The sequence below is a fragment of the Staphylococcus sp. FSL W8-0774 genome (genome assembly GCF_038006785.1).
GTDB classification, from domain to species: domain Bacteria; phylum Bacillota; class Bacilli; order Staphylococcales; family Staphylococcaceae; genus Staphylococcus; species Staphylococcus pasteuri.
Window position 1 is genome coordinate 866,040 of sequence record NZ_JBBOVW010000001.1, and the last position, 23,516, is coordinate 889,555.

Below are 23,516 nucleotides of genomic sequence, written 5' to 3' on the forward strand. Positions count from 1 at the left end.
TTAATATTATTTTTCAATAAACATATATCAATGCATTCTTAGGATAATTTATATATACTTGAATAGTAAACAATTAGTAGAAGGAGGTGACTATTAATGCATAATAAACCCAAAAGTAAGATAATGTTGTCAAGTTTTGCATTGATTTTAAGTACTTCATTAATTAGTAATTCAGTCCATGCGGCCGAAAACACTAATACAACACATCAAAATGATACATCCCAACAAAATAACTCTAATAAAGATGATAATACTTCTAGTTCTCAGGATAATAAAACTAATTCAGAGACTAATGAATCATCTTCAAATGAAAATCAAGACACAAATTCTGATAATAACACTAATGAAGGAACAAATGATTCGAATGCATCTAATGAAGGTTCAAACACAAATGATAATTCATCACAACCTTCAGACTCAGACCAACAAAATAATAATCCAGGAAATAATAGCGATTCTGGTAAAGACGATAACCAAAATAGTGCCGCTGATAATAATGATGATTCATCAAATTCAAATGGAAAAAATGACTCACAAAATGGTAATGACAACAACGATAGCAGTCAAAGTAATTCCGACAATGGAAATGATAATGGATCTAATCAAAACGACAATTCAGATTCAAACAATAATCAATCAAATGATAAAAATGATAAAAATGATAATGATTCATCAGATAATAATGGTTCAAATACTGGAAAAGATGATCAAGACGATAATAATGGCTCAAACGATTCAAATAGTGGTAAAGACGACAATCAAGACGATAATAGTAGCTCAAATGATTCAAACAGTGGTAAGGATGACAACCAAGACAATAATCAAAATAATGGGTCAAATCAACATGACAAACCGTCTAATGATCACAATGGAGGCACAAATAGTCATCAACCTAGTAAAGATCAAGATAATAATAATCCAAATCATAATGGACAAGGTCAAAATGGTAATCAACCTAACAAACCTAATTCAAATCAGAAACCTACAAACGACAATCATCAACAAAACAACCCAAATGAATCTAACCATTCATCCGGTAAGGTAAATCAAAATCAGTCTAATTCTGATAATAGGGTCCAAAACCAGCCTAAGTACCAAAGACCAAGTAATTCACAAAATTCATCAAATAATCAATATAATGGACGTTATCAAAATAATAACAATTCTATACACTTAATGCCGAAATTTGATGATTCAAACCAATCAAGTGGTCCATTAAAAAAATCTAATTCACAAGGTAATACATCGACATATGATAGTAATAGATTTATGTGGAACAATCCTGAATCAATATTTAATAGTCAAAAAGGATTTGAACATACGTCAAACCAACAGTCATTAATTAGAAGATTTAATTCTTTAGCAAATGGTTCTTATAAATATAATCCTTTTGTTATTAATCAAATTCATCAATTAAATGATTCGGATGGAGCTATATCTGATAGGGATATTTATAATATCTTTAGAAAAGAAACGTTTAGTGGAAATCAATACCTCAATTCTTTACAGCAAAAATCAAATTACTTCAGATTTCAGTATTTTAATCCTTTAGATTCAAAAGCATATTATCAAAACTTAGATGAACAAGTTTTAGCTTTAATTACAGGAGATATTGGCTCAATGCCAGAACTTAAAAAGCCAGAAGATAAAGAAGATAAAAATACAAGCGCTTTTAAAAATCATAGCGACGATAAAGTAAACACATCAAATCAACATAAAGAGAGCTATCAAAAAGATACAAAAATGAATAGAACTATAATTGCACTAAGTAGTAGTATCATAGCTATTTTTATAGGCGTTATCATTGCATTTATATTTAAGCGTAGAAAAGAAGATGAAGAAGTATAATTAAAATAAGTATATTAAATATAGATAGAGCCAATCACTGAAAATAGTGACTGGCTCTATTGTTATATAAATATCTAATTAAAAATCAATTGGATTATAAAACTGGCTTGTTCTTGGACTTTTTTAAGTGATTCTCCACCAAAGACTTGCATAACTACTACCGTTCCATTTTGTAGCATATGAATGATTATTGGAACAGCTATTCTATTAGTATAAGTGTAGGCTAAGGAGAAAATCATGCCCATACCAAAATACATTGGTATAAATTTAAAGTCGTTATGTGCTAATGCAAATAAAAGGGAACTAACAATTGAAGCTATTAAAAAGGCAACAATTCGATTTCCTTTAATCGCGTTATATAATTCACCAAAGAGTACTTTTCTGAATACAAATTCCTCTAAAATTGGACCTACTATTGAAACTAATAAAATAAATATTGGCATTTGTCTTGCGATTGCCATAAGTCTTTCTGTATTTGGACTCGGTTGTTGTTGCCCTGTAATCGCAACATAAATTAAACTAACAACGACCTGATAAAGCATAACGATACAAAAACCAAGTAATGCCCAACTTAAAATATAACGTTTAGGTTCTTTAAAACCAGCTTCAAGTTTAGTAGGATTTTTAATTTTTAAATTGATTAAAATAATTATGATAGCTGCAATAATAAATAATGAAACTTGCGTATATATTATAAATTGAGTTGTTTTCATGCCTTTTTCAAGATGAACTAATCCACTTCCTAAAATGATACCAGGTAAGAATTGAGCTAAGGCATAGATGAATATCGTTAATAAAGATACCCAAAATCTATTCATAATGAACCTCCGATTTTCTGTTTATAGTTTATTTTATCGTAAATAAAGTTAATGTACAAAATTATTTAAGAGTGCTTTGACTTGAAATATTGACCAAATTTGATTATTATTAAAAGTAGTTTAGCACTCTAAAAGTTAAAGTGCTAAAATTTGTGATCACGAGGAGGAACAATCATGCTTAAACCATTAGGAAATCGTGTGATTATTGAAAGAAAAGAACAAGAACAAACAACAAAAAGCGGTATCGTATTAACTGATAGTGCTAAAGAAAAATCAAATGAAGGTATCGTTAAAGCAGTGGGTAAAGGCCGCTTATTAGACGATGGTTCTAGAGTTGCTCCTGAAATTAAAGAAGGAGATACAATTGTATTTCAACAATATGCAGGAACAGAAGTTAAACGAGGCGATGAAACATACATCGTATTAAATGAAGATGACATATTAGCAATTATTGAAGAATAAATAAAACATATAAATTAAAACATGAAATTACTTATTATACTGGAGGTCAGACATAATGGCTAAAGACTTAAAATTTTCAGAAGACGCACGTCAATCAATGTTACGCGGTGTAGATAAATTAGCGAATGCGGTAAAAGTAACTATTGGTCCAAAAGGGCGTAACGTTGTATTAGACAAAGAATACACAGCACCATTAATTACAAATGATGGTGTAACAATTGCAAAAGAAATAGAATTAGAAGATCCTTATGAAAATATGGGTGCTAAATTAGTACAAGAAGTCGCTAATAAAACTAATGAAATTGCTGGTGATGGTACAACAACAGCAACAGTTTTAGCACAAGCGATGATTCAAGAAGGTCTTAAAAACGTAACAAGTGGCGCTAATCCTGTTGGTTTAAGACAAGGTATCGATAAAGCAGTACAAGTAGCAGTTGAAGCATTACATGATATTTCTCAAAAAGTTGAAAATAAAAATGAAATTGCTCAAGTAGGTGCTATTTCTGCAGCTGACGAAGAAATTGGTAAATACATTTCAGAAGCAATGGAAAAAGTTGGTAATGACGGTGTTATTACAATTGAAGAATCTAGTGGATTTAATACTGAATTAGAAGTCGTTGAAGGTATGCAATTTGATAGAGGATATCACTCACCATACATGGTAACAGATTCAGATAAAATGATTGCTGAATTAGAAAGACCATATATTTTAGTAACTGACAAGAAAATATCATCATTCCAAGATATTTTACCGTTATTAGAACAAGTTGTTCAATCAAATCGTCCAATTTTAATTGTTGCTGATGAAGTAGAAGGTGATGCGTTAACTAATATCGTATTAAACCGTATGCGTGGAACATTTACGGCAGTTGCAGTTAAAGCACCTGGTTTTGGTGATCGTCGTAAGGCAATGTTAGAAGATTTAGCTATTTTAACAGGTGCTCAAGTGATTACTGATGATTTAGGATTAGATTTAAAAGATGCTTCAATTGATATGTTAGGTACTGCAAACAAAGTTGAAGTCACTAAAGATAATACAACTGTAGTTGACGGTGACGGCGATGAAAATAACATCGACGCTCGTGTTAGCCAAATTAAAGCTCAAATTGAAGAAACAGATTCTGACTTTGATAAAGAAAAATTACAAGAACGCCTTGCTAAATTAGCTGGTGGTGTTGCAGTAATCAAAGTAGGTGCTGCTAGTGAAACTGAACTTAAAGAGCGTAAATTACGTATTGAAGATGCATTGAACTCAACTAGAGCAGCAGTAGAAGAAGGAATTGTTGCTGGTGGTGGAACTGCCTTAGTTAATATTTACAAAAAAGTAAGTGAAATTGAAGCAGAAGGAGACGTTGAAACAGGTGTGAATATTGTCTTAAAAGCATTACAAGCACCTGTAAGACAAATTGCTGAAAACGCTGGTTTAGAAGGTTCAATCATTGTTGAACGATTAAAAAATGCAGATCCAGGTGTTGGTTTTAATGCAGCAACTAATGAATGGGTAAATATGCTTGAAGAAGGAATAGTGGATCCTACTAAAGTAACTCGTTCTGCATTACAACATGCAGCAAGTGTAGCAGCAATGTTCTTAACAACTGAAGCGGTTGTTGCATCTATCCCTGACAAAGATCAAAATGATTCAGCTGGAATGGGTGGCGGAATGCCAGGTATGATGTAAATTAAATAAAAGATAATAATAAATTTTTAAAATGTCATCAAATAGAAATCTATCAAAAAAACTTTCTAGTAGAAAATCTGCTAGAAAGTTTTTCTTTTTACATAAAATGATGATTTCATAATATAAAAATTAAAATTTTATTAATAATTTATTATAAATAGTGAAGTTTTTAGTAAAATAAAATAGTTGTCTTACCACTTACTAGGTGTTATATTATTTATTGTAATTTTTATTTCAAAATATTTTAATTTGCTATTGAATGGTATTAACGAACGTCACGCTACTTGAATATAATCACATTGACAAAAAGGAGAAAAAATTAAAAGTGAATCAACCTAGAAATTACAACCAAGAAGAAGTTAACAAAAAATTTTTTTCAATTAGAAAGTTAAGAGGATATGGTGCTACAAGTATTGCTGTAGCATCTATATATTTATCATTTGGTCATATGAATAGCGCAAGTGCTGCAGAGGAAACTAATCAAACAAATACACTAACGACCAATAATTTTGAAGCACAAAAAAATAGTAACTCCGCTAGCACAAATTCAAAGGCAAGTGGAGAAACTAATAATCAAATTGATGCAAACCAAGTCCAAAAAGAATATGATGAAAACAATCAAATAGATTCTAATCAAACAAATCAATTTAGAAGCAATAATATAAAGTCAGAAGAGTCATCGGTTGGAAACAATGAAAAATTAAAGAAATTAATAAATCAATATAAGAACATTGATTTATCAAATAAAACGAATGATTCTGTTCAACAATTTAAAACTAAGTTAGTAAATGCTGATCAATTCATTGAAAATCAAGCTACTCAAAAAGAAATAGATGATTATTATCAAGAATTTATTAATTCGGCTTCACTATTAAAAAGAGAAAATAACGTAGATTTAAATGAAACTAAAAAGAATCGTTTAATAAATAATGACGATCAATTAGTGACTAACGGAATACCAGCGAATAATACTGAGCCTAATAAAAATAACAGACATAGTGCAATAAAAAACCAAAATAGAGGTACATCTTTTAGATCGGCTAACCAACCTATTAATAATGATAAAAGTAATGATCCATTAAACAAAAATGAAATAAACACTGAACTGCGAAATGGTAATTTTGAGCAAGTAACTGGAGGAAACTTACCAAGTAATACAGATAAGCTTACAGTAGTTACAGGAGTTGATGGATGGCATAGTTTATCAACTGTTTCAGATCCTGAATATCCAATGACTTTGACAAATGCAGGGAAAAAATATAGTTCCTTCATGAGTGATTCTAACGCACCATATGGCGTAATATTAGCTAGAACTACTGATGGTTATAATAGAAAAGTACTAGATCCAAGAGTAGCTGGTATTTATCAAGATATCGACGTTAATCCAGGTTCAGAATTAGTAGTAGAGTATGTTTCCTCAGCTTTAAATGTCATTAACTCTTGGCCAGGAGTTAAAGCCAAAGTAACTAGTGTAGATGGTTCAAATGTATACTATGATAAGACACTTAATGGTATGGGGAAATATCCTACAGGAAGATTATCGTTCATGATTAATGTACCTGAAGATGTTAATAGATTAAGACTTGCATTTCTACCTGTTGCTGATGTGAAAACATTAACTTCCACTCAAACAGGTGCTCAACAAGGATTTGGAACTAATAAGAGTTATTTATATGGTGGAATAGTTAGTAGAGTAAGGGCTAATAGTGGTGCATATATAACTTCAAATGTTGATGAAATCAAATATGATTTTAGAAGTGATTCTACAAACTCAAATTATGCTAGAGGTACGATTTCAGTATCACTTGAAAATAAAGGACATTTTCGATCTAAAGAAACAAAATACGTAGTGTCATTACCAGCAGGTTCCAAGTTTATTTCTGCAACTGACGTAAGTACAAATTTTGATGAAGCTACTAACACTTTAACTCTCGATGCTGGCAAAATTGATGCAGGTGCTACCAAAAATATAACTTACACAATTGATTTTCCAGCTACACAACCCAATACAATTGATTTAAATGGAAATGTAACGTACAAAACAGACGCCCCTTATAGAGGTAATGATACTCAAAAAATAGGTACTAATATTGTTAATCAACAGCAAGTTGATATTTTGATGTATAAAGAAGAATTGAACGATAAATATAATAATATTAAACAATACTTAAATACTATTAATGAATCTGAATTTACGGCTAATTCTGTAAATAATTTAAAAGCTAAATTAGAAGAAGCTAAATCCATTTTAAATGAAGCATTAAATAATACGCCAATAGCGGAAAGAAAGAGTCAGGCAATTATAAACCAACTAACAACTGAATTAGAACAAGAAAAAATAAATCTTAAACTACTTTCTCCTCAAGAACCGAAAATAACTACTAACAATGAATATGTGTATACAGTTGTTACACCGCCAAATAATGCAGATAAATTAGAAATAAATTATGTTAATCCTGATGGAATGATGTCTAAATTAATTGCCAAAAAAGAAGGAAATAATTGGTTGTTAAATGAGGCGCCTGCTGGATTTACTATTAATCCTATAACAGGTGGAATCGCTATTAATTATATAGGTGTCGCTCCTCATAGTGAGATAACAGCTAGCGCTACGCAAGGAAATAGTGCTCCTAGTAATTTAGTTAGGGCTATCATGCCAGTTAAAGAAATTGCACCACCTGAACCAAAAATTATTAAAAATGAAGAAGAAGCTAGTTTGATAATTCAACCACAAGGCGATACTGATAAAATGACTATAAATTATATTGGCCTAGATGGAGAATCAAAAGAAGTAGTTGCCACAAAAATTAGTGATCATTGGGAATTAAACGACAATCCTAAAGGCATAAGCATAAATGATATTAACGGAGAAGTGGTTGTTAATTATGAAGGAGTTCAAGTTGGCAGTGAAGTAACCGCAGAATCAAATTATGGAAATAGTGATTCTAGCTTAATAGCTAGAGATAAAATACCTTTAAAACAAGCAACACCAGTCGCACCAGTTATATCATCAGATGATCAAGAAGCTAATGTAACAATCACACCACAAGACAATACAGATAAAATAGTAGTGAAATATATAGATCCAAATGGAGATTCGAAAGAAGTAGTAGCTACGAAAGTTGGGGAACAGTGGACAATAGAAAATAATCCACAAGGCTTTGCAATTAATCCAACAACAGGTTTATTGACTATTACTCATGATGGTGTTCAAAATGGTAGCGAAGTTAGAGTTCAAGCCACGCAAGGAAATAGTAATCCAAGCGAAATAATGGCCAAAGTACCAAATAAAGAAACAACACCAGCCGCACCAATGATAACAATAAATGATCAAGAAGCTAGTGTAACAATCACACCACAAGACAATACAGACAAAATGGTCGTGAAGTATATAGATTCCAATGGTGATTCGAAAGAAGTAGTAGCAACAAAAGATGGAGACAAATGGTCGCTAAACGATAATGTAGATGGTATAAACATTGATGGAACAAATGGAGTAATCACTATAACTCATGATGGTGTTCAAAATGGAAGTAATGTCACAGTTCAAGCTACACAAGGAAATAGCAATCCAAGCGAAGTAACTACACAAGTACCAAATAAAGAAACAACACCAGCCGCACCAATGATAACAATAAATGATCAAGAAGCTAGTGTAACAATCACACCACAAGACAATACAGACAAAATGGTAGTGAAGTATATAGATCCAAATGGTCAACAGAAAGAACTAATTGCAACAAAAACAGAAGACAAATGGTCACTAAACGATAATGTAGATGGTATGAACATTGATGGAACAAATGGTGTAATCACGATAACGCACGACGGTGTTCAAAATGGTAGCGAAGTTAGAGTTCAAGCCACGCAAGGAAATAGCAATCCAAGTGAAGTAACTATTAAAGTACCAAATAAAGAAACAACACCAGCCGCACCAGTAATAACAACAAATGACCAAGAAGCTAGTGTAACAATTACACCAAAAGATAATACAGACAAAATGGTAGTGAAGTATATAGATCCAAATGGTCAACAGAAAGAAATAATCGCAACAAAAGCAGAAGACAAATGGTCATTAAATGATAAAGTAAAAGGCATTAACATTGATATTATTAAAGGTGTAATCACAATAACTCATGACGGTGTTCAAAACGGTAGCCATGTCACAATCCAAGCCACACAAGGAAATAGTGATCCAAGCGAAGTTACTGCTAAAGTTTCTTATAAAGAAACTGCACCAAAACCACCGATAATCCAATTAGATAAACAAAAGAAGCATATAACAATCACACCACAAGATAATACAGATAAAGTAAGTATAAATATTGTAAAACCGAATGGAAAAATTATAGATATTACTTCAAATAAAATTGGAAAAACGTGGAAGTTTAATAAAAAAATCCATGGTATCAATATTAATGAGAAAACTGGTGTAATTACCATTAAAGATATTAACAAACTCAACGGTAGTAAAATCCTTGCTAATAGTTCAATTAGAAATAGTGAAAAGAGTAATACTGTCCGAATAACTATTCCTAATAAACAAAAGTCAATTATTACATTTGAACCTTCTTCTAATCAGACTAATAAAGTTAGTCTATCTGAACCCAAGTCAGTGAAAGTAGGAAAAAATAGTTTTAAAACGATAAAAGATAAAAAGTCACAATTACCTGAAACAGGTAGTATAAATACTGGGACAACTCGTACTACTAATCTGTTAATATTAATTTTAGGTTTAACAATTTTGAAATTGAGACGCAAAAAGAAAGACTTCTAATTTGACTTAGTATAGAATTGAATAGTAATAAAAAGTTTTTAAAATTACTAAAAATTATAGGTATATTATGTATTACTTCATTGTAATTTTCACTAGTATTAGTTCAATTATAAGTTTGTATTATGCTATTGAAGCTTTTATAAAAACAAGACAAATTAATGCCCAATATGCATTTGCCAGAAGTTTAGCAATAGCATTATTAAGTGTAGCAACATTATGTTTTGTAAATCAGTTAATTTTATTTGTAATGACATTATTAATGGCTTTAGTTCAATTAATTGATGGTATTATGGGAATAACTATAAAAGATAAATTAAAAACATTTGGACCATTTTCATTAGCAATTATAGGTTTTATTTTATTGATTTTTATATAACTACAACTTAATTACCAATATTAAAAAGGTTAGACCATTATTTGGTCTAACCTTTTTATCTTAACTTTAACGTAAATCATCAATAGCTTTTGCAATCGAATCAAATACATGAGGAATATCAGATTTTTCAACACAACTAAACGCAATACGTATATCTGTTTGATTTAATGCAATAACACCAATTGAATATTGTTCAATCAGATGTTTACGTAATGTTTCAGGGTCAACATCTTTAACTTTTATCGCCATAAAATAACCAGAATTAAAGTCATAAGCTTGCCAGTGTGAAGCATATTTTTCGTCGTGAACTACTGATTTTGTAACTTCATATCGTTCACGTAAGGTCGTAATATTTTGCTCGATTTCTTTATTAAATTGATCGTTATTCTTCAATACATGTTTAACTGCACTTTGTGATGGAAGTGGTCCACTTGAAATATTACTACGAATTAGACCTTTAGTTTTTGCTTCCAATACATCTTTTGCAATTTCATCTTCAACACCAAATGTGATAAATCCAACACGGAATCCCCAAGCAAAGAATTCTTTTGTAGCACCATCTAATCGTACAGGTAACACATTTTTAGAATTGATATTAGTTAATGCAGTGAATAAGGATTGTGTATATACGTCTTCGTAAAACAAACCATAATAAGCGTCGTCGATAACAGCTACAACTTGAGTTCCTTTACTAGCCAATTGTTCAATAGCTTTAACAATTGTTTGTACTTCATCTTTATTAGGTGTATAGCCAGTTGGATTGTTAGGATAATTAAGAATCATTACTACTTTATCTTGATTATAAGATTCTAATGTTTTAACTAACTCATCAGTAGTATAATGTCCATTTTCATCAAAAATTGGGTAAGTTGAAATATTTGCATTATTACGAGTATCAAAAACAAGTTTATAATTTCCCCAATTATGTTCAGGTAATAAAACAGTATCTCCAGAATTTATAAATAAATCTGCTACAAGTGAAAGACCATGTGTAAGTGCGTTAGTGACAATTGGACGTGTCATTACTTGTTTAGTTAAATCTGGATTGTCTTTTAACATTTTTGCTTGCCATAAGTCACGTAATTCTTCGACACCTTGAGGTGGTGCATAAGGAAAAATTTCATCTGGTGTTAAATCATTAAACATTTGATTTAATGAATCTGCATACATTTTACCTTTATCATTAGTTGCCATCCCAATAGTTGCATTATATTGAGTACTTTTAGCTTCAGCAGATTGAGAAAGTATACCTTTTGGATAAAACATTTTTTGACCCAAATCAGAAAGCATATGTAAAATTTCTGGATTTGAATTATTAAGTTGCTCATTTAAATTTTGGGCTAATGGGTTCATATTGAATAACCTCGCTTTTATAAAATAAAATCATTATCTTTATATTAGCTTGAATTTAACCAAAGATAAAGTATTCTTAGTTAAGATTTAGTTATTGAAAAGATTTTCTAATATAAATACGAACATACGTTCTGTTTTTGTGTTAAGATAATCTTAGGTCATCGACATATATGACACTTTGCATTTGGGAGGTGTAGTATAATGACGTGGTGGCAAGATGGAATTATCACTTTATTAACTGGTGGACTACTAGTTGTCTTTAGAATTTGGTTAGAAATCAATTGGAAAGACAAATAGATGACCGTACACAAAAATAACCCCAAGCCTGCTGGTACCAGGTTTGGGGTTGTGTAGTATAATTTGTGGATACAAATTTATAGTAACATTACGTTAAACATATCGCAATCAATATAATATATGAATGGAGTACATCTATAAAACAAAATTTGATATAATTTATACTATTGAGGTGAGTACAGTGAAGCATATGACTAAAATATTTGTAGTATTAGCAGTCTTATTATTCATTATTGGTTATTACTTACAAGCTACAGGTAACGAATCTTCAGGAATAAAACTTCTACTTGCAGCCATTATGTTTATGATTTGTGCATTTATTAGTAGAAATAATGATCGTCGTAATAGGAAATGATATTTTAGGTCAATTGAATAATTTATTTTAGACAGTATGAAAATGTTCATACTGTTTTTTTACTGTGTATATATATTGTCTATGCATTTAAATGTTCTAGTTAAATTCTCTATACAGTCATTTTAATAGTTACCCTTTACAAAAGTGTATATAGTGTGTATATTGTATATATACAGAAGAAAAGGGGGACATCAATGAAAATTATTTTGAAAAACACCAGTGAACATCCCATATATGAACAAATTAAACAACAAATTAAAGAGAATATTTTAAAAGGATACGTATCTTCAGGTGAACATTTACCTTCAATGCGTGAGTTAGCAAAAGATTTGCAAGTGAGTTTAATTACAACTAAACGAGCTTATGAAGATTTAGAGAAAGATGGATTTGTAACTACGATAAGAGGTAAAGGCACATTTGTAAAAGAGCAAGATAATTCAATTCTTAAAGAAAAACAGTTCTTCGTTATTGAGAATTTAGCTAAATCAATGACTAAAGAAGCGAAGACAATTGGAATGTCTTTGGAAGAACTTCAAGAAATTCTTTCTTTAATATATGAGGAGGAATAATTATGAACGCTATAGAATTGAATAAAGTTAATTACTCGGATCATAATTTTCAACTTAAAAACGTATCATTTGAAGTACCTCGTGGATTTGTGACAGGATTCATTGGTGCTAATGGTGCAGGGAAAACAACAGTCATACGATTAATTATGGATTTAATGCAATGTGATAGCGGTAGTATTTCGATTTTAGGGGATAGTATGATAAATAATCCTATTGATTTAAAGAATAAAATAGGTTTTGTTTATTCTGAGACTTATTTCAATGAAAAGTGGTCTATAAAGAAATTAGAAAGTATCATATCTCCATTTTATAAAAAATGGGATAAAGATTTATTTCAACATTATCTACATAAATTTGAATTACCATATAAACAAAAAATCAATCAATTTTCTACAGGTATGAAAATGAAATTGTCTCTTGCAATTGCTTTTAGTCATCATTCAGAGATATTTGTATTAGATGAACCAACATCAGGATTAGATCCCATAGTTAGAAATGAAGTTTTAGAAATTATTCAACAAGAACTGATTGATGAAGAAAAAACAGTTTTTATTTCAACACATATTATTTCGGATTTAGAAAAAATTGCAGATTATTTAGTATATATACGAGATGGAGAAATCATATTAAATGATTCTTTAGAAGATTTAATTAATCAGTTTAAAATAGTCAAAGGTTTTAATGAGGACCTTGATAATGAGTTAGAAGACCTATTGATTTATAAAGAAAGTAGAAGAACTGGTTATAAAGCATTAACGCAGTATGCTAGTATATTTAAAGAACTGTTTGGTAGTCAAATTGAAATTCAAAATCCTAGCATTGAAGAATTGATGATTTACTTAGAAAAATATAAAAGTAATTCCACTCATGCCTTTACTAAAGAAAGTGAGGCTATCAAATGAAACAACTTTTGATTAGAAATGTAAAATTAAGATATTTAACATTATCTTTATACACAGCACTCATTTTATTTTATCCAATTTATATATTTTTAATGAAACCTAATCCGTTATTAAAGTCAATGTTTGCAGTACCAATAGGATTAGTTTTAATGATTGTATCTTTACTTGATGCAGGTCATCTATTTAGATTTCATAGACGATTAGGTGGCGACAAAGCAATTTTATTTTTTGCTAGTTTACCAGTCTCTAGAAAAAATATGTTAAATGCAAATTATATTACATGTATATTATTTACTTTATTTGGTGCAGTAGTCATAACTTTATATGGTTACGAATCAGACTCAATACAGACAAATTCAATTTACTTTTCTACTACATATGCTTATATTGTAGCGAACTTTTTGTCTATTCCAATCGCATTTAGGAAGAGTACTGAATTTAAAACAGAACGTGTATCTTATATAGCATATATTATTTTAATTATGTTTGTATTACCTTTTCTTTTATCCGTTATACTCATTTTAATTAATTATATATTTTTAAACCATAGTCAAATTCCATACTTTTATTCATATTTTTTAAATTATGGATTTTTAGTTTTAAGTCTCATAGGTTTAATTATTAATTACATCATTCAAATAAATAAAATAAAAAAACGTACTCATTAAAGGAGGTCTACGATGAAATTAGAACAAATTACAAAAAAGTATGGACACAATACGGTAATTGATCATATCGATTTTGATTTCGGCAATAGTCAGATAGTAGGGCTAATTGGTAAAAATGGTGTTGGTAAAACAACTTTAATGAAAGTAATGAATGGAAATATTATTAATTTTGAAGGTAAAGTTAATTTGCCAAATGATGAAAATGTAGGTTATTTAATAGAACACCCTAAATTGTATGATAATAAAACTGGTTTATATAATTTAAAATTATTTGCACAAGTATTAGGTAAAGGTTTCGATAAAAAGTATGCTGATCACATTATAGATGCTTTTGGTATGAGACCTTATATCAAGAAAAAAGTTAAAAAATATTCAATGGGAATGAAACAAAAATTAGCAATTGCAGTGTCTCTAATGAATAAACCTAAATACTTAATTTTAGATGAGCCAACAAATGGTATGGATCCTGACGGTTCTATAGACGTACTTAAAACAATTCAATCGCTTGTTAAACAATTAGAGATGAAAATTTTAATTTCTAGTCATAAGTTAGAAGATATTGAATTGATTTGTGATAGAGCAGTATTTTTAAGAGATGGCACATTTGTGCAAGATGTGAATATGAAAGATGGTGGACCTAAAGATAGTACAATTATTACGATTGATAAAGAAGACTTTGGAAAATCATTAGAAATATTGACAGAAAAATTCCATGTTCAACAATCTAGTAAAGATAATGGTGAGATTATTATTAAAGCACAAAGTAACTATAAAGATGTAATACAATCACTTGCTAAACTCAATATTTATCCTAAATATATTGAAACACGTAAAAGCTCATTACGTGATACTTACTTTAATATCAATCAAAGAGGTGATAAATAATGAGAGCGTTACAATTAGTAAAACACGATTTAATAAGTATTATTAAAAGTCCACTTACGTATATTGCGTTTATACTTGTGGTAGGTTTAACTGTTTTTCAAGCTACGATGATGGCAAATTATAATCCAGGTCATAAAGTGAATTATACGATGGTATTTATTATGGCCAATTGGTTATTCTTATTCGCTGGTTTATTATTTATCATTAAAACAATCACTAGAGATTATTCACAAGGTACAATTCAATTATACATGAACAAAATGAGCAGTAGAATTGGTTATATTATTGCTAAAACAATTTCTATGATCTTAATTTCATTTTTATTTACATTAATTCAATATTTAGTAATTATTATTATAGAAGCAACTACTAAAGGTAAAAGTATAGATGGAGATAACTTTTTAACAAATATTTGGTTTTACCTTATCTTCTTCCTATTCTTTGGTTTGTTTTTATTCTTAATTACATTAGCAGTTGAGAAACCAGCTGTTATATTTACTTTAGGTATATTCCTATTATTAATTGTTCCATTTATCCAACCACTTGTTGGATTAATTCCAAATATTGGTGATGACATTCATAAGTCATTTAAATATATTCCATTCACTTATTTGACTGAGAAAATGACTTCATCAGATATATCATTTTCACATTGGCAATGGTTTATATCTATAGCGTCAATTGTAGTATTATTTATTGCAAATGTATTATATGCCGCAAAACGAGATATATAAATTGTTATCATCCGGGGCTATATGGTCCCGGTTTTTTATGTAGAAGAAACATGTTAAAAATTAAATTGGAGACTAATTTAAAAAAGATGAAGCTACTTAAAATTAAATAGCTTCATCTTAAATATGATTTATTTATATAGCATTTGATCGATGATTGAATTATACACAGCACTCCAAAAAGATGAGTCTGTTTTATATCGATTAGAAATAATTAAATGTGTTTCTTTTACTTTATCATCATAATCTGGATGTTCTTTACTTGGTAATGTGTCTTCGCGTAAGTTTGTCACAAACGCTTGAACTTCTTTAGCGCGTGGACCCCAAACTGTTTCTTGTTCGTATTGATCATTTAAAAATACAAAAATAGGTATAGAACGAGATTTTCCATTTGTTAAATATTGATCGATAAGTTGAGTATCATCATCGCGGTGGAATACTTTTACATGTAAATTTAGAGCTTCGGCGATATGCTTAAGTATTGGTAGATTCATCATTGCATCGCCACACCAATCTTCTGTAATTACTAATACGTTAGAATAATTAGAGGATTTTAACTTTTCTAATCTCTCATCATCTTCAGGTAACTTAAAAGAATTATAAATAGAAACTAGATTATCTTTATTTTCTTGCATTTGTTCAATATAAGGTCCGATGTCTTGGCTTTTTTTGAAATATGTTTCTAAACGAGTCATCGTAAAAACCTCCTTTAATTATTTTATACATTATACCAATTTCTAAAGTGTAAATAAATTAAAATATTTTAAAAATTCTCTCATTTAATGAAAAGTATGACGTAAGATGAAAGTAAATAAACCTTATGCTATATTTAATATAATAAGTCGAAAGTGGTGACCATCATTGCGTATACAGAATCGTTGGGTAATTACGATACTATTTTTAATTTTAAGTATCTTACTTCTTATTGGTATTTCAATTTATAACAATATAAAAACTGTCGATTTATCAAATACTTCAATAAATGGTATACATTTAAATGATCAATTTCATAAGAAAAATTATAAGGTAAATAAAAATATTAAAGTAGATCGTTATACGTTCTATAATCATAGAGAACATAATGATTTAACGTTAAAAGTTCATAAAAAGAAAAATATCGTAAAAGGAATTGTACTAGTTAAAGATAAAGATGTTCCTACTAACTTTGATGTTAAAATTGGTAGCCATATTGATCAAGCTATTAATTCCTTAGGTAGTAATTATCAAAAAAATAAAATAGGTAAAAATTATCAATCTATTACATACAGAGACCGCGATAACCACATGAAATTAAATATTTTATATAAAGATGATATAGTAAAACGTATCGAGTTTTTTAGTAAGTAGAGAATAGTTGGACATTAGTATTGCAACTAATATAGAAAAATTGGCAGAAAGAGTGACAATACTATGGATAAAATCACATTTTTAAATGAATTAGAAGTATCCCTAGATGAACTTCCCAAGAAAGAAAAAGATAAAAAAATGTTTGACTATGAACATTATTTTTATGAAGAAGAATTGAAAGGAAAGTCTGAAGCAGAAATAGTAAAAGAACTTAAAGAACCTGAGGATATAGCTAAACAAGTTAAAGCTAGTAGTGCGATTGAATATGCGGAAGTTAAACAGACTTTTCATAACATCATTAGAGCTGTTACAGCCTCACTAAGTTTAGGTTTATTATCTATATTTTTAGTTCTAATCCCAGTATTTTTAATTAGTTTGATATTTGTAGTTTTGTTTATAGTTTCAGTATTTTTAATTTGTATGCCTTTAAATTTATTTATATCGTCTATTCAAAAAGGTATACACAATTCAGTCAGTAATATTTTATTTTCAATTTCTTATACAGGCTTAGGATTAGTATTGATGGTCTTAACTTTTAAGGTTTTAGAAGGAATTTATAGACTTATATTAAAATATTTGAAATGGTATATTAAAACAATTAAAGGACGCGTTCAAAGATGAGAAAGCTAATGTTTTCAGGTCTTATCATTTTTATTGTTTTCTTTATAGGTGCATCTATCACATGGTTTGCCTTTGAGAAACCACATTATGAAGAAAAGAAATTCAATGAAAACTATCCTCGATATAACTTTAAAAATATATCTGTAAAATTAGAATACGCCGATGTTAAATTGGTAAAAGGTTCACAATTTAAGATTAAATATAATGGTGATAGTAATGTTACAGTTAAAAAGGATAGAAATAATTTAAAAGTGACGGAGAAAAAGAATGTTAATAGAGGATACTCCATTGATATAAACCCTTTTAGAAAAAATGGCAATCAATTAGTAATTGAAGTTCCAAATAAAAAACTTGATACTTTATCTCTGAATTCTATTAATAGTAAAGAAGCTATAGACAATTTAAAAATAAAAAAGCTATCATTAAATAATAATTTGGGTCAAATTATTATTAATAATAGTGAATTCGATGATTCTGAATTTAAAGGTGAAAATTTAAATTTTTCTTTGAATAACTCTAAATTTAAAGACACGCATATCAATATAGATTCAGGTGATATTAAAGCTAGACATAGTAGTATTAATAATTCTATTTTCTTAATAAATAAAGGAGATATTAATTTTAGCAACATGCCATCTAAAACAGATATAAAAGCTTCTACTAAAGATGGAAATATCAATTTTAAATATAAAGATAAACCTCAAGATACCTTATTGAAGTTACAGCCAAGTAAAGGCCAATCTTTAATTAAAAATAAAAACTTCCATGAAAGTAAAGTAGGGAAAAGTAACAATGTTTTAGAATTTTATACTGTTGATGGTGATATTACGATTAAATAATAATGAGAAAAGTACAAAAAGAAATTGTTTTAAATTTCCTTTTGTACTTTTTTATTTTTAATGTGTTGCAAACGTTAAGTCGCTATCAATCATTCCTTCAAATGATGTTTGTTGTAATTCCATACCATTTAACCAGTTATTAAAATTAATTGAAGATGGAGCCTTATTTTCACCTAAAGTCATCCATGCAGTTAGGGATTTTGGCTCATACATAGAAGTATGAATAGTACCTGACCAACTTCTAAAAAGTTTACTATATATGTTATATTGTGGATCATTAAAGAGTTTAAATGCCTCGTTTTTATTTAATTGAGCATGAGTTTGTTTAACTGTACGTGCCAACCGTTCTTTAGATTCTTGAGTATAGTTTCGGTTTTCATGTGTTAATATTTCATAATGATTTGTACAGATATTATCGTATCGTACTTGGATATCTCTTGGTGTAACTTCAACTATTGCATGATTTAATTCTTTATCCATTAAAATGTAACTGAAAGAACTACGGTGTGGAAGATTTTTTAATAGTTGAATGGCTCCATCTACATCCTTACAAAGTTCTAATATTAATCTTCCAATCATATAGCAAATAAAACCATTAGCAGGCTTTTTACGGTGCATGAAATTATATGCCATAACTAAACCGGCTTCATTCATTCCATCCATTCTACCAGTGACTCTCGAAGTGGGACCAATTTGTGCTAATCCTCCATCATTAGGTTGAAATAGTAAGTATCTACCATCATATGTTGCGGGATGATAATCATAATTTCTAACAATAAAATCTTGTCCTCTAAATACAGTACAACCACCATCCTTTAAATCTGTGAAACGATAATGAGCAAAATTTAAAATCATTTGTCGTGTAGGTAATTTTAGTACATCTTGCATTCCCATAATTTCTTCCCAAATTTTTGGCGCATATATTTGAAAGATTGAGTGGGTTTCATTAATATCTATATCAAATCGAGGTATTCTTTTTTTCCATTCTTGTTCTCGATTCTTTAATAATTTGGTTTGTTTTAACCAGTTACCTGTTTGAACACCTAAATCATAATGGGATCCTCTATGTGTCATTATATCGGTTTGAACATTTTGCATTATAAATATGCTCCTTAAGAAAAATTTACATATTGTAATAAAATATTAATATTACTTTAATTGTTATTTTAAGTAAATTTCTATACAATGATATTGTAACTAGTTATTGATAACTTTTTTAAATTATCTATTTAGGAGTGATACAATGTATAGAACTTATCAACGTGCCAAATCTGCGATTGTTAAATGGATTAAAAGTTAGGTTCATTAATTATATATCGACGACTGATTTTTAAATCAGTCGTTTTTTTATATGTCTATACTATCATAAATTTGATGAAATGAAGCTTATATTATCAGTACAAAGGGTATGTATTTATTGATTACGATAAATATGCTATCATATGGTATTGTAGATATGCATATCAAATATAGAGGTGAATTTTAATGTGGAACTTTATTAAAGGTTTATTTAAATTTGTATTTAGTTTAGTAGCTATTACTACAGTTGTTGCAGGTGTAGGTGTAGTTGCATTTGCTTATATTTTCAAAAAAGACTTTGAAGATATCGAAAGAAAAACTAAAGAAATCGTTTCAGATATCGAAAATAACAATTAATTTGACTTCAAATTAATTAAGAGTCACTGATGAGATAGTCATCAGTGGCTTTTTTATTTACCTTAAAATAGTTTTTAAGAAGGGGAAATAGCTATAATATCTAATATAGAGAGTTTATATTTCTCAGAAGAATGTGATTGATAGCCTTCAACTTCAAAAGTAATGGCATCAATACGCTCAATATTAAGTTCGATTGATTTAAAGTAACCAGCGTCATAATATTTAACGATAACAGGTTGGTTTAATTGAAGGGATTGATGTAAACGAAAATTCAATTCAGATAATTGGTCTTCTGAAAGTATGGGGCGTTCAATTTTATTTTGGTCAATAATATATTGATATATTGTTTCAAATTGCTCTGGTAGTGTAGCAAATGGTGCCCATTTAACCATGCCACGTCCCTTAGGAATATCTCTATCTAATTTGTTACGTGGTATATTTCGATAATCCAATTGACTATTATTTAAATCATTAATCATCTTTCAATCACCTCGATATTTATAATTACATTATACGAACATACGTTCTATTTTGCAAGATTTAATTTCCTATTCCATCAAAAATAGTCTCTCAACACATTCGAATCAATTTAAATTAAGCCTCACATATTTTTATGTCGTAATTTGTACTTAAAAGTTTGTCTTTAGACGTCTAAATTTAATAGAATAGAGATAAGTGAAATGGAGGCGTTTTAAAATGACAAAAGGTTATATCGGTTCATATACTAAAAACAATGGACAAGGTATTTATCAATTTGATTTCGATGAACAACAAGGCCAAATGACACAAGTAGAAACAGCAAATCAAATAGAGGCATCTACTTATTTAACAAGAAACGATCAATTTTTATATGCGATAACAAAAGAAGGCGATAATTGTGGTGTCGCAAGTTTTAAAATTGGAAATGATGGTCAATTAACATTAATAAATAAATGCTTAGCTTCACAAAATGGAACAGGTTGTTATATACAAGTATCGACAAATGGTGCATTTCTATTTGAAGCGGTTTATGGTGCAGGATTAGCAAGAATATATAAATTAAACCCTACTACAGGAGAAATAGAAAAATTGATTCAAGAATTAGAACATGATTTTCCACTTGGACCACATGAAAGACAGGATCATGCACATGTTCATTTTTTTAATGAAACACCAGATGGTAAATATGTAGTTGGAACAGACCTGGGTACAGATCGCATTGTGGCATATACTTATGGAGATAATGGTCTAAAAGAACATGCTATTTCTCAGTTTACCCCAGCTGATGGAACTCGACATATTGCTTTTCATGAAAACGGAAATTATGCATATGTCGTACATGAATTATCAAATATCGTAAGTGTGACAAAATATAATGATGGTCATTTTGAAGAATTGGAACGTCATTTAACGATTCCTGAAGATTATAAAGGTGCCACAAAATTAGCAGCGGTTCATTTATCACATGATCAACAATTTTTATATGTAAGCAATCGTGGCCATGATAGTATTGCGATTTATAAAGTATTAGAAAATGGGGCTAAACTTGAACTTGTCGATATTGTATTAAGTGGCGATGAGTTTCCACGTGATTTCAATATTACTGAATCAGATCAATATTTAATTTGCGCGCATCAAGAAGGTCAATCTAAAGTAACTGTATTTGAAAGAGATAAAAATAAAGGAACATTAACTTTAATAGATGAGGCAACAAATGCGCCAGAAGGTGTTTGCGTTATCTTTTAACTATAAGATTGAATCCCTCAAGTTGCCATAACTTGAGGGATTCTTTATACATAAATATTAATTTTTGAAAAAGGCTTTAATATACTTGAGTTTTCCTTTATAAGGTGGGAAGTATAGACTTGATTCTAGGCGTGTTGATTTAAAAGTATAAGATTTATCATGGGAAAATGTATCAAATGAATATTTTCCATGATATTGACCCATACCAGATAGACCAACACCACCAAATGGTAAATTTGGATTAGCTAAATGCATTAATGTATCATTAATTGCACCACCACCAAATGAAAGCTCATTAAGCACACGATGAGTGGAGTTTTCGTCTTCGCTAAATAAATAAAGACTTAATGGTTTAGATCGTGCTTGAATTATAGAAAATGCTTCATCAAATTGTTCATAACTAATGATAGGTAGTAATGGACCAAATATTTCTTCTTGCATAATTAAATTAGAAGTCTCAACATCATCTATAATAGTTGGTTCAATATATAAGTCAGATTCATCACTATGACCACCAAACACGACATTATTTTGATGCTGTGTAAGTAAATCATTTAAACGATTAAAGTGTTTATTATTTACGATTCTTCCAAAATCTGGACTGTTTTGAATATGCGAACCATAAAATTCTGTAATTGTTTGTTTCAATGATTTAATAAAATCATCTTTTACTTTTTTATCTACCAAAATGTAATCAGGAGCAACACAAGTTTGGCCTGCATTCGTAAACTTACCAAAAGCAATTCTTTCGCTAGCTACTTTTAAATTAGCTGTTTCATCTATAATGACAGGGGATTTACCACCGAGTTCAAGTGTAACCGGTACAAGATTTTCGCTAGCAGCTTGATAAACGATTTTTCCAACTTTTTCACTACCAGTGAAAAACATGTAGTCAAAAGGTAAATGGATTAAATCGTTTGTTTCTTCAATTCCACCTTCAACAACTGCAATATATTCAGGTTTAAAAGTGTTTTCGATAATTTTACGAATAACTGAAGATACATTTGGTGTAAGCTCAGATGGTTTAATAATTGTAGTATTACCTGCAGCAATGGCGCCTATTAAAGGTTCAAAAGTTAATTGAACAGGGTAGTTAAACGGACCAATAATTAGTACAGTCCCAAATGGATCTTTTTTAATATAACTTTTAGTAGGGAAAAGATATAACGGTGTATCTACTTGTTTAGTTTTAGACCAATTTTTAAGTTCTTTACGTGCTAATTTAATACTTTTTAATAAAATCCCAATTTCAGTAGCATAAGCTTCGACGTTACTTTTACCTAAATCGGTATGTAAGGCTTCAAGTAAATCATTTTCATAATGCTTAATACTTTTACTTAGCATTTTTAATTGGTGCTTTCTAAATTTAATATCTTTAGTTTGATGTGTACTGAAATACTGTTTACTATTGTTAAATAATTGCTCAATTGAATTCAAACAGATAAACCTCCTTAATATTTAGAATAATCAAGATTTTTTACATCTCCCAAATAGATTCATAACATATCTATACCCTAATTTAGCAAAAATAATTTCGCATTTAATGAACGAAAAATAAAAAAACTGAAGCATTGTTAAATGCCTCAGTAAAAACGATGAACTATTTTTT

23 protein-coding genes are annotated in these 23,516 nt (G+C 29.3%); 17 read left to right on the plus strand and 6 right to left on the minus strand.

The window, feature by feature from the left end; all coding sequences use genetic code 11:
• Positions 1-96 precede the first annotated feature (96 nt).
• Positions 97-1,848 (plus strand): SdrH family protein, encoded by a 1,752-nt coding sequence (locus NSQ15_RS04170; RefSeq protein WP_340746961.1) that lies wholly within the window; start codon positions 97-99, stop codon positions 1,846-1,848.
• A 74-nt stretch (positions 1,849-1,922) separates the two neighbouring features.
• On the opposite strand, the gene mroQ is transcribed toward NSQ15_RS04170, so the two are convergent.
• Entirely contained in the window at positions 1,923-2,666 is a 744-nt protein-coding gene (mroQ, locus tag NSQ15_RS04175) for an intramembrane glutamic endopeptidase MroQ (protein WP_070452090.1), read from the minus strand.
• A gap of 174 nt (positions 2,667-2,840) precedes the next feature.
• Here mroQ and groES point away from each other — a divergent pair, with 174 nt between their 5' ends.
• The 4 genes from groES (at position 2,841) to NSQ15_RS04195 (ending at position 9,959) form a co-directional block, all read left to right on the plus strand.
• Complete coding sequence (groES, locus tag NSQ15_RS04180) at positions 2,841-3,128, plus strand: co-chaperone GroES (RefSeq protein ID WP_070452095.1); 288 nt, start codon at positions 2,841-2,843, stop codon at positions 3,126-3,128.
• A 55-nt stretch (positions 3,129-3,183) separates the two neighbouring features.
• Complete coding sequence (groL, locus tag NSQ15_RS04185) at positions 3,184-4,806, plus strand: chaperonin GroEL (RefSeq protein ID WP_340746962.1); 1,623 nt, start codon at positions 3,184-3,186, stop codon at positions 4,804-4,806.
• Positions 4,807-5,131: 325 nt separating this feature from the next.
• Positions 5,132-9,583 carry a SasC/FmtB family protein gene (locus NSQ15_RS04190; protein ID WP_340746963.1) on the plus strand — a complete coding sequence of 1,484 codons (4,452 nt, stop codon included), beginning with the start codon at positions 5,132-5,134 and terminating at the stop codon, positions 9,581-9,583.
• Positions 9,584-9,650: 67 nt separating this feature from the next.
• Positions 9,651-9,959 (plus strand): hypothetical protein, encoded by a 309-nt coding sequence (locus NSQ15_RS04195; RefSeq protein WP_070452104.1) that lies wholly within the window; start codon positions 9,651-9,653, stop codon positions 9,957-9,959.
• Between the two features lie 66 nt (positions 9,960-10,025).
• On the opposite strand, the gene NSQ15_RS04200 is transcribed toward NSQ15_RS04195, so the two are convergent.
• The gene (locus tag NSQ15_RS04200; RefSeq protein WP_124760417.1) at positions 10,026-11,312 is read right to left on the minus strand and encodes an aminotransferase class I/II-fold pyridoxal phosphate-dependent enzyme; all 1,287 of its coding nucleotides are present in this window, start codon (positions 11,310-11,312) and stop codon (positions 10,026-10,028) included.
• Between the two features lie 201 nt (positions 11,313-11,513).
• Here NSQ15_RS04200 and NSQ15_RS04205 point away from each other — a divergent pair, with 201 nt between their 5' ends.
• The 7 genes from NSQ15_RS04205 to pmtD all read left to right on the plus strand — a co-directional run bounded on the left by NSQ15_RS04205 (position 11,514) and on the right by pmtD (position 15,722).
• A complete protein-coding gene (locus NSQ15_RS04205; RefSeq protein WP_017638086.1) occupies positions 11,514-11,609 on the plus strand; it encodes a Trp-rich small protein in 96 nt (31 codons plus the stop codon).
• A gap of 181 nt (positions 11,610-11,790) precedes the next feature.
• Positions 11,791-11,964, plus strand: a complete 174-nt coding sequence (locus NSQ15_RS04210; RefSeq protein ID WP_029056035.1) for an SE1626 family protein — start codon at positions 11,791-11,793, stop codon at positions 11,962-11,964.
• A gap of 194 nt (positions 11,965-12,158) precedes the next feature.
• Complete coding sequence (gene pmtR, locus NSQ15_RS04215) at positions 12,159-12,533, plus strand: PSM export ABC transporter transcriptional regulator PmtR (protein ID WP_017638084.1); 375 nt, start codon at positions 12,159-12,161, stop codon at positions 12,531-12,533.
• Between the two features lie 2 nt (positions 12,534-12,535).
• Positions 12,536-13,435, plus strand: coding sequence for a phenol-soluble modulin export ABC transporter ATP-binding protein PmtA (gene pmtA, locus NSQ15_RS04220; protein WP_108168265.1), 900 nt, complete (start codon positions 12,536-12,538; stop codon positions 13,433-13,435).
• The gene (pmtB, locus tag NSQ15_RS04225; protein ID WP_217194174.1) at positions 13,432-14,103 is read left to right on the plus strand and encodes a phenol-soluble modulin export ABC transporter permease subunit PmtB; all 672 of its coding nucleotides are present in this window, start codon (positions 13,432-13,434) and stop codon (positions 14,101-14,103) included. The genes pmtA and pmtB overlap by 4 nt, the downstream gene beginning before the upstream one ends.
• Positions 14,104-14,115: 12 nt before the next feature.
• Entirely contained in the window at positions 14,116-14,988 is an 873-nt protein-coding gene (gene pmtC, locus NSQ15_RS04230; protein ID WP_029056033.1) for a phenol-soluble modulin export ABC transporter ATP-binding protein PmtC, read from the plus strand.
• The gene (pmtD, locus tag NSQ15_RS04235) at positions 14,988-15,722 is read left to right on the plus strand and encodes a phenol-soluble modulin export ABC transporter permease subunit PmtD (RefSeq protein ID WP_046467413.1); all 735 of its coding nucleotides are present in this window, start codon (positions 14,988-14,990) and stop codon (positions 15,720-15,722) included. Before pmtC ends, pmtD begins: the two co-directional genes overlap by 1 nt.
• A gap of 128 nt (positions 15,723-15,850) precedes the next feature.
• Here the strand turns inward: pmtD and NSQ15_RS04240 are convergent, their stop codons facing one another.
• Positions 15,851-16,414, minus strand: coding sequence for a thioredoxin family protein (locus NSQ15_RS04240; RefSeq protein ID WP_029056031.1), 564 nt, complete (start codon positions 16,412-16,414; stop codon positions 15,851-15,853).
• Positions 16,415-16,580: 166 nt separating this feature from the next.
• Between NSQ15_RS04240 and NSQ15_RS04245 the strand changes: the two genes are divergently transcribed.
• The 3 genes from NSQ15_RS04245 (at position 16,581) to NSQ15_RS04255 (ending at position 18,526) form a co-directional block, all read left to right on the plus strand.
• Positions 16,581-17,066, plus strand: a complete 486-nt coding sequence (locus NSQ15_RS04245) for a hypothetical protein (protein ID WP_029056030.1) — start codon at positions 16,581-16,583, stop codon at positions 17,064-17,066.
• 63 nt (positions 17,067-17,129) lie between these two features.
• Positions 17,130-17,687: an HAAS signaling domain-containing protein gene (locus tag NSQ15_RS04250; protein ID WP_217194175.1), complete on the plus strand. Its 558-nt coding sequence runs from the start codon at positions 17,130-17,132 to the stop codon at positions 17,685-17,687.
• An 8-nt stretch (positions 17,688-17,695) separates the two neighbouring features.
• Complete coding sequence (locus NSQ15_RS04255) at positions 17,696-18,526, plus strand: DUF4097 family beta strand repeat-containing protein (protein ID WP_252458150.1); 831 nt, start codon at positions 17,696-17,698, stop codon at positions 18,524-18,526.
• A 57-nt stretch (positions 18,527-18,583) separates the two neighbouring features.
• On the opposite strand, the gene NSQ15_RS04260 is transcribed toward NSQ15_RS04255, so the two are convergent.
• Positions 18,584-19,624 (minus strand): C45 family autoproteolytic acyltransferase/hydolase, encoded by a 1,041-nt coding sequence (locus tag NSQ15_RS04260; RefSeq protein ID WP_340746964.1) that lies wholly within the window; start codon positions 19,622-19,624, stop codon positions 18,584-18,586.
• A gap of 387 nt (positions 19,625-20,011) precedes the next feature.
• Here NSQ15_RS04260 and NSQ15_RS04265 point away from each other — a divergent pair, with 387 nt between their 5' ends.
• On the plus strand, positions 20,012-20,182 hold the full coding sequence (locus tag NSQ15_RS04265) for a hypothetical protein (protein WP_017637889.1): 171 nt from the start codon (positions 20,012-20,014) through the stop codon (positions 20,180-20,182).
• Between the two features lie 74 nt (positions 20,183-20,256).
• On the opposite strand, the gene NSQ15_RS04270 is transcribed toward NSQ15_RS04265, so the two are convergent.
• Positions 20,257-20,661: a YolD-like family protein gene (locus tag NSQ15_RS04270; protein ID WP_037555615.1), complete on the minus strand. Its 405-nt coding sequence runs from the start codon at positions 20,659-20,661 to the stop codon at positions 20,257-20,259.
• Positions 20,662-20,878: 217 nt separating this feature from the next.
• Here NSQ15_RS04270 and pglS point away from each other — a divergent pair, with 217 nt between their 5' ends.
• Positions 20,879-21,907 (plus strand): 6-phosphogluconolactonase, encoded by a 1,029-nt coding sequence (gene pglS, locus NSQ15_RS04275; protein ID WP_124760411.1) that lies wholly within the window; start codon positions 20,879-20,881, stop codon positions 21,905-21,907.
• 57 nt (positions 21,908-21,964) lie between these two features.
• Here the strand turns inward: pglS and NSQ15_RS04280 are convergent, their stop codons facing one another.
• Positions 21,965-23,344 carry an aldehyde dehydrogenase gene (locus NSQ15_RS04280; protein WP_070452131.1) on the minus strand — a complete coding sequence of 460 codons (1,380 nt, stop codon included), beginning with the start codon at positions 23,342-23,344 and terminating at the stop codon, positions 21,965-21,967.
• Positions 23,345-23,516: the final 172 nt, after the last annotated feature.